Origin of the sequence: Actinoplanes philippinensis (genome assembly GCF_900113015.1) — a bacterium.
Taxonomy (GTDB): Bacteria; Actinomycetota; Actinomycetes; order Mycobacteriales; family Micromonosporaceae; genus Actinoplanes; species Actinoplanes philippinensis.
The window spans coordinates 39,035-54,130 of the sequence record NZ_FONV01000034.1 but is presented as its reverse complement, the minus strand read 5'-3'; the positions used below and the strand labels follow the sequence as shown (position 1 = coordinate 54,130).

Sequence of the window (15,096 nt, the reverse complement as noted above, 5' to 3'; positions counted from 1 at the left end):
GCTGGACCACCGGCACCGCCTACGATCCCGCACAACACCGAGCCCTCCAACGACTCCTCAACCAAGATCAAACCGTGGCGGGTTGACACAGGGCTACTCATGCGAACTCCTCGTAGTGCAGTTCCGGACGGGTCAACGGGGCCGGGACCGGCCCCGTTACGGGACGCGCTGTAAGGGGGCCGGCGGGGCCACGGGCAGGAGGGCGGCGATCCGGTCGGCGAAGACCGACGGGCGGTGGTCGCGGTCGACGGCGGCACGGGCCAGCATGCTCTGCGCCGCGTACCGGGCCGGGTCGTCGCGGAACCGGCGGACCAGGGACGGCGCCTCGTCCGGCGTGCACGCCACGGCGGCGTCGCCGAAGGCGCCGGCGAGCCGGTCCGGGACGAGCACGACACAGCCGGTAGCGGCCGCCTCCAGGGCCGGGCGGGAGATCGGCTCGGCGGTCTGGTCCGGTGGGAAGTGCAGGTAGAAGTCGAGCTGGGCGGTGAAGGTGCGCGGGTCCAGGTCGGACGGCTCGTAGACCAGCCAGTGGGCGGGCAGCCCGGCCGGGCGCAGCGGGGTCTCCGGCAGGCGCAGGCGCACGTCGGCGTCGGTGCAGCGGCGTGGCACGTCCAGGGCGGCCGCGAGGTCGCCGGGCCACTCCCCGGCGTCGCACAGGTCGACGCCGACGACGGCCGGGCCGCGCGGGCCGGGCAGGGGCCGGGCCACGTCCAGCGGCTCGACGGCCGCCGGCAGCTCCGGCACGTCCCGCGGGCACCACTGGGGCTCCCCGCCGAAGAGCCTCCGCGCCGCCTCCGTGACGGCCGGCACCGTGTAGCGACGGTCGCTGCCGTCGCTCCGGGCCGGGGCCCGGTCGGGGAGGATCAGGGTCCGTCCCGGCCGGAGCAGGACACCGTCCTCGGGCGCGAACTGCAGCACCTCCGGCTGCCGTACCAGCAGGAGGCCGGCCGACACCGGATCGGTCTCCAGCACCTGGTCCAGCCGCCCCGCGTTGATCAGCCGCTGCACGTCCGGGCTGAGCGACCGCCGTTGCCGGTGCACCGAGCGCAGCGACTCCAGGTGCAGGATCGCCACCGAGAGGCCGGCCGCGTGCAGGGCCCGGATCTCGGCGAGCGCTGCCCGCTGCGTGCCGGTGAGGAACCGCCAGTCGGCGGCCACCACCACGTCGAAGTGGCGGGGCTGCGACACGCCGCTCAGGTGGGCGGGCACCACGAACGGACGGTCCGCCCGCTCCCGATGCAGCGGGCGGGTGGTGGCGTGCCAGCACCGGTACGCCGACATGTACGCGGTCCGCGCCGGATGCATCCAGTAGGCACGGATCTCCGCACGGGACAGCGAGCCCTCGGAGAGCCTGATCAGCGCCAGGGGGTGCGCGACCCGGCGTACCGCGCCGGCGCCGAAGGCGGTCTGGATCCTCTCCAGGAACTCCGAGTCGGCCGCCTTGCGCACCCTGTCGAACCAGCCGATCCGCCCGAGCACCGCCGCCCGCCGGAACAGCAGCGACGACACGTTGACGCGGCCGCGCCGGATGCCCGGACGGGTCATCACCAGCCGGTCGGTGACGCTGATGCCCTCGGAGGTGGTGGCGACCACGGCCGGGTCGGTGAGCAGCGGCTGGACCTGCATCTCGACGCGGCGCGGATGGGACCAGTCGTCGGAGTCCTGGAAGGTGACGAAGTCGCCACGGGCCGCCTCCAGCCCGGCGTTGCGGGCCGCGTAGGTGCCGCCGTTGGCGGGCAGCCGGATCAGCCGGACCCGGGGGTCGAGGTCCTCGGCGGCGGCCAGGATCGCGTCGTGCTCCGGCGGCGACGCGTCGTCCACCACGATGATCTCCAGGTCCGGCCACGACTGGGCGGCGATCGACCGGACCGCGGTGAGCAGCCCCTCCCCCGGCCGGTACGCGGTGACGACCACCGAGACCCGCTCGCCGGCCGTGTCGGTGAGGTGCCCGGCGGACCCGGTGAGCCGGTCGAACGGCGCCTTCTCCGGGGCGGCCGCCAGGACCGGCCCCGGCTCCGGGAAGAGCGCCCCGAACCTCGCCGTCCAGGTCTCCAGCTCGGCGGACTCACCGGAGCCACCGGCGAACGGGTTCGCCAGGTCGATCTCCAGCGACTCACGGGCCGCCGCCGGGATCCGCCGGTACGCCCCGAGCAGCTGCCGTGCGTTCGCCGGCCCCTGCCACGCGTAGACCAGCTGGACGTGCAGCGCCTGATGGGCCGGTGGCAGGGCACGCGCCCCGCGGGCGGTACGGATCAGCGCGTACAGGGCGAGGGCGTCGTCCCGGTCGCCGGGCAGCTCGTCCTGCAGGGCGATGGTCTGCGCCAGCCCGGCCAGCAGCACCGGGTCGACCGGCCGGCGGATCCGGCGGGTGTCGCCCCGGCGAGCCGCCTCCAGCACCTCGTCCAGGCCGATCCCGGCGGCCCGCGCCAGCACCCGGCGGGCGGCCACCGAGCGGTTGCGCATCGCCGTGTTCGGCAGCGACACCTCCGCCCCGGCGCCGGCGAGGGCGACGTGATCGTCCAGCAACGCGACCGGCTGAGCCTCGGTCATCGACTCTCCGTCCGTACCCGGCAATGTCCTTTCGGATCAACGCGGGCACGACAGTGGAGTGACGCTAGACGGCGGCGAGGACGGCCGCCTCCACCCGGTTCCGTTCGTCGGCCGAGGCCCACGCCCCGACCAGGTAGAAGGCGTCGACGACATCGCTGCCGAGGGTGGAGATGCGGGCCGCGCGGATCTCCGCCCCGGCCTCGTCGAGGGCGTGCGTCACGCGGTAGAGCAGGCCGGGCGAGTCGGCGGCGCGCAGCTCCAGCACGACGGCGTCGGTGGCCACGTCGCGCTGCCACACCACGCGGGGCGACGCGGTCCCGCCGCGGGCGCTCATCGCGCGGGCACGCACCCGCTGGGTCACCGACACGTCGCCGGCGCCGACCCGGCGCAGGTCGGCGGCGAGAGCGACCGGATCGTACGGCGACCCGTACCGCGGCGAGGTGGAGAACTCGACGATGGCCCGCCCGTCCACCGTGCTCGTGTCCGCGGCGACCACGTCGAGCCGGTGCATGGCCAGGCAGGCGGCCACCCCGGCGAGCAGCCCGCGCCGGTCGGCGGCGGCCACCGCCACCCGGTCGCCGTCCAGGTGCACCACCGGCAGCGCGCCGTCGAGCAGCTCCGGGTCGGGTTCGGGCGGCTCGGGCAGGGCGCCCGTGTCGAGCGCGGTGTCCACCTTGGTGACCAGATCGGCCATCAGCCGGCCCTTCCAGTCCGACCAGGCGGCCGGGCCGGTGGCCAGCGAGTCGGCGCGGGCCAGCGCGTGCAGCAGGTGCAGCGTGTGGGTGTCGCCGACCGCCTCGGCCACGGTGGAGATGGTCTTCGGGTCGCTCAGGTCGCGCCGGGTCGCCACGTCCGGCAGCAGCAGGTGCAGCAGGACCATCTTCTCCACGGTGGCGACGTCGGCGGGGCGCAGGCCGAGCCGGGTGGCGATGTCGGCGGCGATCGGGGCGCCGGCGATGCTGTGGTCACCGGGCAGGCCCTTGCCGACGTCGTGCAGGAAGGCGCCGATCAGCAGCAGGTCGGGGCGGTCCACCTCGCGGGCGAAGGCGGTGGCCTCGTAGGCGGCCTGCACCAGGTGCCGGTCGAGGGTGTAGCGGTGGATCGGGTGGTGCTGCGGCAGGCTGCGCATCCGGGCCCATTCGGGCAGCCACGCGTCGATCAGGCCGTACCGGTCGCAGGTCTCCCAGGTGGGCAGCAGACCGGGACCGGAGCCGAGGAGCGAGACCAGCGCGGCGCGGGCCGCGGGCGGCCAGGGCGACGGCAGCGGCGGGCAGAAGGCGGCGAGCCACTCGCAGGTGGCCCGGGCGATCGGCAGCTGGGTGATGGCGGCGGCAGCGGCGACCCGCAGCGAGAGGCTGGGGTCCGGGACGGGGCCGATCGCGGTGCGGGCGAGCACCAGCTCGCCGTCCTGTTCGACCACGTCGCGGGCGACCGGGCGGCGGCTCGGCGGGGCGGACGGCCCGCCGCGGCGTCGTCCGCCGCGCAGGCGGTCGATGGCACGCCAGGCGTCGTCGACGGCATGGGCGACGGTACGGGCGTCGCCCGCCACCCGGCGCAGCAGATTGTCCGGGTCGTCGATGTCGAGCAGGTCGGCGACGGCCTTGCGCTCCTGGGCGACGAGCCGGTCCACGCGGCGGCCGACGGCCAGGTGCAGGGCGTCGCGGGTGTCGAGCAGGCGCAGGGTGGCGGCGCGGACCGCGGGGCGCATGGTGTCGGCGATCCCGGCCCGTCCGATGCCGCGCAGCAGGGTCACGTCACGCAGCCCGCCGGACGCCTCCTTGAGGTCGCCCTCGAGCAGGAAGGCCAGCTCGCCGTGCTGGGTCCAGCGGCTGGTGGTGAGTTCGCGCAGCTGCGGCATCATCCGGACGGCGGTGCGCCGCCACTGGTCGGAGACGGCCGCGATCACCTCGGCGGAGAGGCCGGCGTCGCCGGCCAGGTGCCGGGCGTCGAGCAGGCCGAGGGCGACCTTCACGTCGTCGTGGGCGACGGACAGGGCTTCGGGGAGGGTACGCACGGAGTGGTCCAGCCCGAGGCGGGCGTCCCAGATCGGGTACCAGAGGGAGGAGGCGATCCGGTCGATCCCGGCGGTGCCGTTGTGCACCAGCACCAGGTCGAGGTCGCTGTAGGGGGCGCAGTCGCGCCGGCCGAGCCCACCGACCGCGATCAGGCTGACGCCGGGCAGGTGGGACGGGAAGAGCTGCTTGAGCCAGAGTTCGAGGGCCGCGGCCCGTTCGTCGCGGGCGGCGGCGCCGATGTGGTGCTTGAGCTCGTCGAGTGAGCCACCGGCGGCCGGGCGTGCCGGAGGGGCCGGCGGCTCACTCAACGGGTTCGTCATGGGATCAGAGGGCGTCGAGGCCGCGCTCGCCGGTACGGACCCGGACGACCTCGTCGATCGAGGTAACCCAGACCTTCCCGTCACCGATCTTGCCGGTCCGCGAGGCGCCGACGATGGCGTCGACGATCTTCTCGACGTCGATCTCGTCGGTCAGCACCTCGACCTTGATCTTCGGCAGGAACTCGACCGTGTACTCGGCGCCCCGGTACACCTCGGTGTGGCCCTTCTGACGGCCGTATCCCTGCACCTCGCTCACGGTCAGCCCGGCGACGCCCAGGGCGTGCAGAGCCTCCTTCACCGCGTCGAGCTGGTACGGCTTGATGACCGCGGTCACCAGCTTCATGCTCAGTCCTTCCATTGCAGCCATCGGGGGAATCTAGCTGGAGACCTTCTGGCTGACGGAAGCCTTGCCGTCAGCGTCCACGGTTTCCTTGGTGCCGATACCGGCCAGGGCGAACGCGCCGCCCCCGCCGGCCCCCGCGGCCGGGGTGAAGTCGTAGCCGCTCTCGCCGTGCGAGGTGATGTCGATGCCACCGACCTCGGTCTCCTCGCTGACCCGGCCGAGCTTGACCAGCTTGAGGATGAGGGCGAGCACCGCCGCGACGGCGAAGGAGTAGACCGTCACGACCGCGCTGCCCTCGAACTGGCGGAGCAGCTGGGTGGCGCCGCCGCCGTAGAAGAGGCCGTTGCTGGCGTTGAGGATCTTCTCGTCGGTGATGCCGGCGTTGACGGCTTCGTTGGCGAAGAAGCCGATGGAGAGCGAGCCGATCCAGCCGCCGACGAAGTGGACGCCGACCACGTCGAGCGAGTCGTCGTAGCCGAAGCGGTACTTCAGGCCGACCGCCAGGGCGCAGACCACACCGGCGATCAGGCCGACCAGGACGGCCGGGAGCGGGGAGATGAAGCCACAGGCCGGGGTGATGGCGACCAGGCCGGCGACCGCGCCGGAGGAGGCGCCGACCAGGGTGGGCTTGCGGTCCCGGATCCACTCGACGGCCACCCAGCCGACGAGCGCGGCGGCCGTGGCGACCTGGGTGTTGATGAAGGCGATGACGGTGGTGCCGTCGACGGTCAGCTCGGAGCCGGCGTTGAAGCCGAACCAGCCGAACCACAGCAGGCCGGCGCCGAGGGCGACGAACGGCACGTTGTGCGGCCGCATGTTCTCCTTCGGCCAGCCGATCCGCTTGCCGAGGATCAGGGCCAGCGCCAGGGCCGCGGCGCCGGCGTTGATGTGCACCGCCGTACCACCGGCGAAGTCCAGTGCGCGGATCTTGGCGCCGATGAAGCCGCCGCCCCAGACCCAGTGTGCGACCGGGACGTAGACCAGGGTGAACCAGCCCAGCGCGAAGAGGACCCAGCCGCCGAACTTGAAGCGGTCCGAGACGGCGCCGCTGATCAGGGCGACGGTGATGACCGCGAACATCATCTGGAAGACGAGGAACGCGTATGTCGGGATGCCGGTGTTGGCCCCGAAGAACAGCCACTCCTCGGTGATCTTGTCAACCGGGGTGTTGAGGTAGCTGAAGTTGCCGATGATGTTGTTCAGACCGGCGTTCTCGTTGACGCCGAAGGCCAGCGAGAAACCGTAGATGACCCACAGGACGCTGATCAGGCCGATGGCCGAGAAGCTCATCAGCATCATGTTCAGAACGCCCTTGGACCGGTTGAGGCCACCGTAGAACAGCGCCAGACCCGGTGTCATGAGCAAAACGAGCGCAGACGACAGGAGCAACCAGGCGGTATTGCCGGTGTTGATCTCCACGCTGCCTCCTCTCGGAATAAGGTGTCCTCGCACACCGGACCTGGGGCAACGCCGCCTGTCGGCCGGTTCGGCGCGAAGCTTTCCGGCCTGCTGTTTCGAGCACGGTCTTCGCGCGATTTCCGAGACGTCACGCGTTGTTTCCGACGTGTGAAGAAAACCTCACAGTCCGCGAGGAGGGGCGCTCTGAGCTGCCACGATATAGGCGCTTTCGCCCCATCGCAGGGCTTTAGCGCAGCGCATACTCCAGCGTGTGGCGCTCGTAGTCGAGCAGCCGCAGGTCGCGCATCGGGCGCCGCAGGTGGCCCTTGTGCACGATCCGCACGAACGCCGGATCGCCGGCCGCGGCCATCCGCCGGATGCCCTCGACGTGGTCCACGATCCGCTTGCGGATGGTCCGCACCAGCCGGTGCCGGTCCCGCGGGATCAACCCGTACGCATCCGCGAACAACCGCAGGCGACGAGGCCGGTTCGGCCGTTTCCACCCGAGGGTGTACGAATCCCGGTCGCTGAACAGCGGCACCCAGGTCCACGCCGCATACGCCACGTCGTAGAGCCGTGAGCCGGGCGACGCCAGATCGAAATCGATCAGGGCGAGGGTGCCGTCGGGCCGCCAGACCACGTTGTGCGGGGCGGCGTCGTGGTGACAGATCACCTCGGTGTCCGGCGGCGGTGGCCCGAACGAGCGCCAGACCGAGCCCGGCGGTGGGACGAAACCATACTGCGCGTCGTGGAACATCCGCAGCATGGTGCCGACGGTGACCAGCGCCTCCTCGGTCACCCAGTGCGGGGCCAGCGGATACTCGCCGCACTCCCCGTCCAGATAGGAGAGGACCTCACGACCCTTCTCGTCCATGCCGAGGGCGTGCGGCGAGCCGGTGAAGCCGACCCGCTCCAGGTGGAGCAGGAGAGCGTGCACGGCGGGCGTCCACGGCCCCGCGTTGCGCCGGACCGTGTCGCCGATCCGGGAGACCGTAGAGACGTTTCCACCGTGCAGCGGTATCTCGCGCAGCGGCTCCTGCGTCACTCACGGCCTCCCAGAGAGATGGTGCACACCCGCGAGCCTACGCGTCCCCGCCCACAAGGGCCTCGACGAAGGCCTTCGGCTCGAACGGAGCGAGGTCGTCCGGACCCTCGCCGAGGCCGACCAGCTTGACCGGGATCCCGAGTTTGCGCTGCACGGCGATGACGATGCCGCCCTTGGCCGTCCCGTCGAGCTTGGTGAGCACCACACCCGTGACATCCACCACCTCGGTGAACACCCGTGCCTGCTCCAGACCGTTCTGACCGGTCGTCGCGTCCAGCACGAGCAGGGTCTCGTCGACCGGGCCGTGCTTCTCCACCACCCGCTTGACCTTGCCCAGCTCGTCCATCAGGCCGACCTTGTTCTGCAGGCGGCCCGCGGTGTCGATCAGTACGGTGTCCACGCCCGTGTCGATACCCCGTTTCACCGCGTCGAACGCCACGCTGGCCGGGTCTCCCCCCTCCGGGCCGCGGACGGTCTCGGCGCCGACCCGCTCACCCCAGGTCTGGATCTGGTCGGCCGCGGCGGCCCGGAAGGTGTCGGCCGCGCCGAAGAGCACGCTGCCGCCGTCGCCGATCAGCACCCGGCCGATCTTGCCGCACGTGGTGGTCTTGCCCGCGCCGTTGACGCCGACGACCAGGACCACCGCCGGGCGGCCGTCGTGCGGCGCCGTCCGCAGGCTGCGGTCCATGCCCGGCTCCAGGGCCCCGACCAGCTCCTCGACCAGCTGCTCCCGGACCTCGGCCACCGTCCGGGTGCCGAGGACCCGGACCCGCTCGCGCAGCCGCTCGACGATCACCTGGGTCGCCTCGATGCCGACGTCCGCGGTGATCAGGCTCTCCTCGATCTCCTCCCAGTCCTCCTCCTCGAGGTGGTCCCGGGAGAGGACGTTGAGCAGGCCGCGGCCGAGCGCGCTCTGCGACCGGGCCAGGCGGGCCCGCAGCCGGACCAGCCGGCCGGCGGACGGCTCCGGCTTCTCCAGGAGAGGCTTCTCCTCGACCACCGGGGGCGCCTCGACGGGCGGCTCCTCGACGGCCACCGGGGGCGCCGCCTGCTCGATGAGCGGCGGGATCTCCTCCTCCACCGGGGGCACGGTGGGCACGGCAGGCGGTGGCGGGAGATCGCGGCGCCGCATCTTCGGCACCACGAGCCCGACCGCGCCCACGATCAGGACGACGAGCAGGATCACTGCGGCGACCACGTATTCCATGCCCGAATCCTGACAGATGAGCCGTCCGGCCGTGGCGCAGGCCGTGCACTGGCGGTTCCGGCCCGGATTGACGGAGGATGGGACGCCCCCTGAATCGGCGTGGAGGACCCCCATGCGTCACACCCCCGGCACCGCCCGGTGACCGCTCAACTACTCATCGGACCGGTGCTGCGCAGGGTCGACGGCGACCGCGCGACCCTGTGGCTGGAGACCAGCGCGCCGGCGCAGGCCCGGGTCGAGGTGGACGGCGCGGGCGCCGGGTCCGCCCGGACCTTCTCGGCGTACGGCCACCACTACGCGATGGTCACGGTCGACGGGCTCGCCCCCGATGCGGCGAACCCGTACCGGCTGTTCCTCGACGACCGGCAGGTCTGGCCCGAGGCCGGCTCGGAGTATCCGCCGCCGGTGATCAGCACCCGGGCCGGCGACGACACCGCCCAGCCGGTCAGCCTGATCTTCGGCTCCTGCCGCAAGGGCACGCCCCAGGTGAGCGGGCGCTGGCTGCCGCCGGACGCGCTGGACGCGTTCGCCCGCCGGCTGATGGTCGACGCGGAGACCCGGCCCGACCTGCTGGTCCTGCTCGGTGATCAGGTGTATGCGGACGAGACCTCACCGAAGGTGCGCCGTTTCCTGCGGGCCCGCCGGCGCAACGGCCATCAGGGCCCCACCGACCAGGTCGTCGGCTTCGAGGAGTACACGAAGCTCTATTTGGAGTCGTGGCGTGACCCGGAGGTGCGGTGGCTCTTCTCCACCGTGCCGAGCGTGATGATCTTCGACGACCACGAGCTGATCGACGACTGGAACACCTCGGCGTCCTGGCGCTCCGACATGGCCGACCAGCCGTGGTGGCGGGAGCGGATCTCCGCCGGCCTGGCCTCCTACTGGATCTATCAGCACCTGGGCAACCTGAGCCCGGACGAGCTGGCCGCCGATCCGCTGTTCCGCAAGGTGTCGGAGGCCGAGGACGCGACCGACCTGCTGCACGAGTTCGGGTTACGGGTGGACGAGCCCGGCTCCGCGGAGAACACCGATGTGCCGTACCAGTGGAGTTTCGCCCTGGACATCGGCCGGACCCGCCTGATCGTGCTGGACAACCGCTGCAACCGGGTGCTGACGCCGGGCGCCCGGGCGATGCTGCCGGCCGCCGAGTGGAACTGGTTCGTCAACCGGGCCCACGGCGACTACGACCATCTGGTGGTCGGCTCGTCGCTGCCGTGGCTGATGCCGCCCGCCATCCACTACCTGGAGGCGTGGAACGAGCGGATCTCCGAGTCGCACCGGCCCCGGTCGGCGGCGTTCGGCGAGAAGGTCCGCCGCACCTTCGACCTGGAGCACTGGGCCGCGTTCGGCAAGTCGTTCGCGGCGCTGGGCGAGCTGTTCCGGCGGCTCGGCGAGGGCGGTCCGGAGGCGCCCGGCCACCGGGTGGGCGCCGGTGGGGCGTATCGTGCGCCGGCTTCGATCAGCGTGCTCTCCGGTGACGTTCATCACTCGTATGTGGCACGTGCCGATTTCGGGCAGGCCATGACGACCCCCGTCTACCAGCTGACCTGCTCCCCGATCCACAACGAGGTGCCGCTGCCGCTGCGCCCGCTGATGCGGGTCGCCTGGTGGCCGGGGGTGGTGCAGTCGGTGCGCGGGCTGGCCCTGACCATGTCGGTGCGCAAACCGGCGCTGCGCTGGAAGAAGCTGGCCGGACCGTACTTCGGCAACGCGATCGGCACCCTGCGGCTGGACGGTCAGGCCGCCACCGCCCGCATCGAGGGCACCACCAAGGACGGCGCCCTGCACGACGTCGCCGCCGTCGACTACCGCACCTGACACGACGAGGGCCCCCAGCGAGACGCCGGGGGCCCTCGTCGTGGCCGGCTCAGGCCGGCAGGTCGAGGACCTTACGCAGGTAGGGCACGTGCTCCGGGCCGGCCCAGCGGTATCCGGAGAGGCCCGCCGAGCGGGCGCCGCGGATCACCCGGTCGTCGTCGTCGACGAAGAGCACGTGCTTGGGCAGCACCCCGAGCCGGGCACAGGCCTGCTCGAAATACTCGGGGGCCGGCTTGTGCACCTTCAGCTCCCACGAGCTGAGGACCAGGTCGACCTCGTCGGTGAGCCCGAGGGCGTCGAGGTCGGGGCGCAGGCGGTCGGTGGCGTTGGTGGCGATCGCGACCTTCCGGCCGCCGGCGCGCACCTCGCGGACGAAGGCGAGCGCCTCGGGGTCGACCTCGCCGCGGTACGACTGCCACTCGGTGACCGCGGCGGCGGCCCGCTCCGGCTCCAGCGGCAGCCGGTCGGCGACCAGCCTCATCCACTCGGCGTCGGTGATCTCGCCGGCCATCGCGGGCCGGTAGATGTCCCACGACATCGCCGTCTCCAGCAGTGTGGCGGGCTTCAGCCCATACCCCACCTCGACGGCGATCATCGGGGCCGGGTCCCAGCGGCGCAGCACGCCGTCCAGGTCGATCATCAGGGCCTGGGCGCGGTCGCGCATCGACTTCCTTACTCCTCCGGGTCGCGGGCGAGGCGCTGGCTGATCACCTGGGTGACACCGGCGCGCATCGTGACGCCGTACAGCGCGTCCGCGACCTCCATCGTCCGTTTCTGGTGCGTGATGATGAGCAGCTGGCTCTTCTCGCGCAGCTGCTGGAAGAGGGTAATCAACCGGCCGAGGTTGACGTCGTCGAGGGCCGCCTCCACCTCGTCCATGATGTAGAAGGGCGACGGGCGGGCGCGGAAGATGGCACACAGCATGGCCACCGCGGTGAGCGAGCGCTCGCCACCGGAGAGCAGCGACAGCCGCTTGATCTTCTTGCCGGGCGGGCGGGCCTCCACCTCGACGCCGGTGGTGAGCATGTCCTCCGGGTCGGTCAGCACGAGCCGGCCCTCACCACCGGGGAAGAGCACCTGGAAGACGGTCTGGAACTCGCGCGCCGTGTCCTCGAAGGCCGACGTGAAGACCTCCAGGATCCGGTCGTCGACGTCCTTGACCACGGTGAGCAGGTCCTTGCGGGTGGCCTTGAGGTCCTCGAGCTGGTCGGAGAGGAACTTGTAGCGCTCCTCCAGGGCCGCGAACTCCTCCAGCGCGAGCGGGTTGACCTTGCCGAGCAGGGTGAGGTCGCGCTCCGCCTTGTTGGCCCGCTTCTCCTGGGTGGGCCGGTGGAACGGGGCCGGCGACGGCTCGGGCTTGCCGTCCTTCTCGGCCTGGGCCACCTCGGCCTGGGTCGGCGGGACGAGCTGGTCCGGGCCGTACTCACTGATCAGCGTCTCGACGTCGAGCGAGAAGTCCTCGGCGGCCTTCGCCTCCAGCTGCTCGATGCGCATCCGCTGCTCGGCCCGGGCCATCTCGTCGCGGTGCACCTCGCTGGTGAGCCGCTCCAGCTCCGACACGAGGCGCTTGGCGTGCGCGCGTACCTCCTGGAGCTCGGCCTCCCGGCTGGTCCGCTCGCTGGCGATCCGGTCGCGGCGGTCGGCCGCGGCGGCCAGCGAGACGGCGACATGTTCCAGGGCGGCGGCCGCGCCGTGCGCGACAGCGCGGGCGATCTCGGCGCCGCGGGCGCGTGCCGCGCGCCTCGCGGCGGCCCGTTCCCGGGCCTGCCGTTCCTGGTTGGCCTGGCGCATCAGCGAGTCGGCGCGGCCGGCGATGGAGGAGACACGTTCCTCAGCGGTACGGACCGCGAGCCGCACCTCCATCTCGTTCTGCCGGGACTGCGGCACGAGCGCGGCGAGCCGGTCGCGCTCCTCGGTGGACGGCTCCTCGTCGAGCGGGGTGTCCTCGGCGAGGCGCAGCCGCTCCTCCAGCTCGGCGACCCGCATCAGATCGGCCTCGCGGGCCGCCTCGGCCTTCTGCCGGGACGCGCCGAGCCGCTCGCTCTCCGCCTTCGCGGACCGGGCGGCGGCGCCGAGCTCGGCGAGCCGGCGGGCGGCCGCGTTGCGCTCGCCCTCGGCGGCCCGCTTGGCCTGCGCGGCCACCGCGACCGCCTGCTTGAGCTCGGCGACCTCGGCGCGCGCGGCGCCGAGCTGCTCCTTGACCTCGGCGATGGTCTGCTCGGCGACGGCCCGTTTCGCCTTCGCCTCGTCGACAGCGGCCTGCACCTCGATGTAGCTGGTCGCCTTGGCCGAGCCGCCGGCCGCCGCGTAGGCGCCGAGCAGGTCGCCCTCGGGGGTGACCGCGCGCAGCTCGTTGTTCGCCGCGACCAGGGCGGCGGCCGTGGCCAGGTCCGGGACGAGCACCACGTCACGCAGCGCCCGGTTGACGGCGGGCCGGAGCTGCTCGGGGCAGTCGACCACCTCGGGCGCCCAGACGGCGCCCTCGGGCAGGCTCGGCCGGAGGCTCGCGAGCGAGCCCTGCATGCCCGGCCCGGCGGATCCGGCGACTACCAGGTCGGCGCGCCCGGCGTCAGCGATCTTGAGGGTACGCATCGCCTCGATCGCCTCGTCCACACCGGAGAGGGCGACCGCGTCGGCCAGCCCGCCCAGCGCCGCGGCGAGCGCCACCTCGTGACCGGGCCGGACGGTCAGCAGCGACGCGAGGCTGCCGAGCAGGCCGGGCACCTGACCGGCCCGGGCCAGCAGCGCGCCGGCGCCGTCCTTGCGCCTGAGGCCCATGGCGAGGGCCTCCTCGCGGGCTTTCCAGCTGGCCGCGTCCTTCTCGGCGGCCCGCTCGGTGTCGCTCAGCTCGCGGACCACGGCGGCGGCCCGGTCGTGGGCGGCGACCGCCTCGTCGTGCCGGGCGTCGAGGTCGGCGTTGTCCCGGTCGGCCTCGGTGGACTCGGCGGACACCAGGTCGACCTCGGCCTGTGCCGCCTCGGCCCGCATCAGCGCGTCCTCGTGGGCGATCGCCAGGCGCTCGATCTCCTCGGCGGCGCTGGTGGTCCGGGCGCGGGCCGCGTTCACGTTGCCGGTGAGCTTGGCCAGGCCCTCCCGGCGGTCGGCGATCGCCTTGGCGGCGGCCCGCAGCTCGCCCTCGGCGGCGGCCAGCTGGCGCTCCTGCTCCTGCCGGTGCTCGACCGCCTCGGCCAGGCGCATCTGGTCCTCGGTGAGGGCCTCGCGCAGCTCCTCCTCCTGCTCGCGGACCCGCTCGGCCTCGGCCTCCAGCATCTCCGGGTCGCGGCCGGGACGCTCGTCGTCGGGGGTGGAGGCCAGGTGCCGCAGACGCTCGGTGGCCAGCTGCTCGGTCGACCGGAACCGCTCCTGCAGGGTGGACAGCTTGTACCAGGCGTCCTGCGCGGCCTGCAGCAGCGGCGCGTCCTCGGCGTGCGCGAACTCCAGGTCGGCCAGCATCCGCTGGACCTCCTGGTTCTCCTCCTCGACCTGGCCGCGGCGCTCCCGCATCGCCGACTCGTCGGCGATCTCCTTGTCCAGGGTGGTGCGCAGCGTGTGCAGGTCGTCGGCGAGCAGCCGCAGGCGGGCGTCGCGCAGGTCGGACTGGATGCCGGCGGCCCGGCGGGCCACCTCGGCCTGCCGGCCGAGCGGCTTGAGCTGCCGTCTCAGCTCGGCGGTCAGGTCGCCGAGGCGATTGAGGTTGACCTGCATGGCGTCCAGCTTGCGGATCGCCTTTTCCTTGCGTTTGCGATGCTTGAGTACGCCCGCCGCCTCCTCGATGAACGAGCGGCGGTCCTCGGGTTTCGCGTGCAGCATGGCGTCGAGCCGGCCCTGGCCGACGATGATGTGCATCTCCCGGCCGATGCCGGAGTCGCTCAGCAGCTCCTGGATGTCGAGCAGCCGGCAGGAGTTGCCGTTGATCTCGTACTCGCTGGCGCCGTCCCGGAACATCCGGCGGGTGATCGACACCTCGGTGTAGTCGATCGGCAGGGCGCCGTCGTTGTTGTCGATCGTGAGCGTCACCTCGGCCCGGCCCAATGGGGCGCGGCCGGCCGTGCCGGCGAAGATGACGTCCTCCATCTTGCCGCCGCGCAGTGCCTTCGCGCCCTGCTCGCCGAGAACCCAGGCGATGGCGTCGACGACGTTGGACTTGCCGGAGCCGTTCGGGCCCACCACACAGGTGATGCCGGGCTCCAGCCGCAACGTGGTGGCGGAGGCGAAGGACTTGAAGCCCTTGACCGTCAGGCTCTTGAGGTGCACGGATCTCCGGAGGGTCGTCTGCGTTCGTCTGCTGGGAGGCAGGCTACCCGCCGATCGCCGCCGAGACAGGAATCACGTGGTGAGAAAAAAGCTGCGCGCCGCCACGGGAGTGGAGGCGCGCTTTTTCTCTGGTGCGTCTGTTGTAC

At 72.6% G+C, this 15,096-nt stretch carries 9 protein-coding genes; 1 reads left to right on the top strand and 8 read right to left on the bottom strand.

The window, feature by feature from the left end:
- Positions 1 to 156: 156 nt before the first annotated feature.
- From BM290_RS45430 to ftsY, 6 genes are all read right to left on the bottom strand, one after another.
- Positions 157 to 2,550: a glycosyltransferase gene (locus BM290_RS45430; protein ID WP_093622231.1), complete on the bottom strand. Its 2,394-nt coding sequence runs from the start codon at positions 2,548 to 2,550 to the stop codon at positions 157 to 159.
- A gap of 64 nt (positions 2,551 to 2,614) precedes the next feature.
- Positions 2,615 to 4,885: a [protein-PII] uridylyltransferase gene (locus BM290_RS45425; RefSeq protein ID WP_093622230.1), complete on the bottom strand. Its 2,271-nt coding sequence runs from the start codon at positions 4,883 to 4,885 to the stop codon at positions 2,615 to 2,617.
- Between the two features lie 4 nt (positions 4,886 to 4,889).
- Positions 4,890 to 5,228: a P-II family nitrogen regulator gene (locus BM290_RS45420; protein ID WP_170167218.1), complete on the bottom strand. Its 339-nt coding sequence runs from the start codon at positions 5,226 to 5,228 to the stop codon at positions 4,890 to 4,892.
- Between the two features lie 33 nt (positions 5,229 to 5,261).
- On the bottom strand, positions 5,262 to 6,647 hold the full coding sequence (locus BM290_RS45415) for an ammonium transporter (protein WP_093622228.1): 1,386 nt from the start codon (positions 6,645 to 6,647) through the stop codon (positions 5,262 to 5,264).
- 226 nt (positions 6,648 to 6,873) lie between these two features.
- Positions 6,874 to 7,671: an aminoglycoside phosphotransferase family protein gene (locus tag BM290_RS45410; RefSeq protein ID WP_093622227.1), complete on the bottom strand. Its 798-nt coding sequence runs from the start codon at positions 7,669 to 7,671 to the stop codon at positions 6,874 to 6,876.
- A 37-nt stretch (positions 7,672 to 7,708) separates the two neighbouring features.
- Entirely contained in the window at positions 7,709 to 8,878 is a 1,170-nt protein-coding gene (ftsY, locus tag BM290_RS45405; protein ID WP_093622226.1) for a signal recognition particle-docking protein FtsY, read from the bottom strand.
- A gap of 138 nt (positions 8,879 to 9,016) precedes the next feature.
- Between ftsY and BM290_RS45400 the strand changes: the two genes are divergently transcribed.
- Positions 9,017 to 10,696 (top strand): alkaline phosphatase D family protein, encoded by a 1,680-nt coding sequence (locus BM290_RS45400; protein WP_093622237.1) that lies wholly within the window; start codon positions 9,017 to 9,019, stop codon positions 10,694 to 10,696.
- Positions 10,697 to 10,745: 49 nt separating this feature from the next.
- Here the strand turns inward: BM290_RS45400 and BM290_RS45395 are convergent, their stop codons facing one another.
- Together BM290_RS45395 and smc are read right to left on the bottom strand one after the other, a co-directional pair.
- Positions 10,746 to 11,360, bottom strand: a complete 615-nt coding sequence (locus tag BM290_RS45395) for an HAD family hydrolase (protein ID WP_093622225.1) — start codon at positions 11,358 to 11,360, stop codon at positions 10,746 to 10,748.
- A gap of 8 nt (positions 11,361 to 11,368) precedes the next feature.
- The gene (smc, locus tag BM290_RS45390) at positions 11,369 to 14,950 is read right to left on the bottom strand and encodes a chromosome segregation protein SMC (RefSeq protein WP_093622224.1); all 3,582 of its coding nucleotides are present in this window, start codon (positions 14,948 to 14,950) and stop codon (positions 11,369 to 11,371) included.
- Positions 14,951 to 15,096 lie beyond the last annotated feature (146 nt).

Excerpts from the sequence above, each read along its gene's own strand:
- BM290_RS45430 (WP_093622231.1), bottom strand. The coding sequence starts at position 2,550 with ATGACCGAGGCTCAGCCGGTCGCGTTGCTGGACGATCACGTCGCCCTC.
- BM290_RS45425 (WP_093622230.1), bottom strand. The coding sequence starts at position 4,885 with ATGACGAACCCGTTGAGTGAGCCGCCGGCCCCTCCGGCACGCCCGGCC.
- BM290_RS45420 (WP_170167218.1), bottom strand. The coding sequence starts at position 5,228 with ATGAAGCTGGTGACCGCGGTCATCAAGCCGTACCAGCTCGACGCGGTG.
- ftsY (WP_093622226.1), bottom strand. The coding sequence starts at position 8,878 with ATGGAATACGTGGTCGCCGCAGTGATCCTGCTCGTCGTCCTGATCGTG.
- BM290_RS45395 (WP_093622225.1), bottom strand. The coding sequence starts at position 11,360 with ATGCGCGACCGCGCCCAGGCCCTGATGATCGACCTGGACGGCGTGCTG.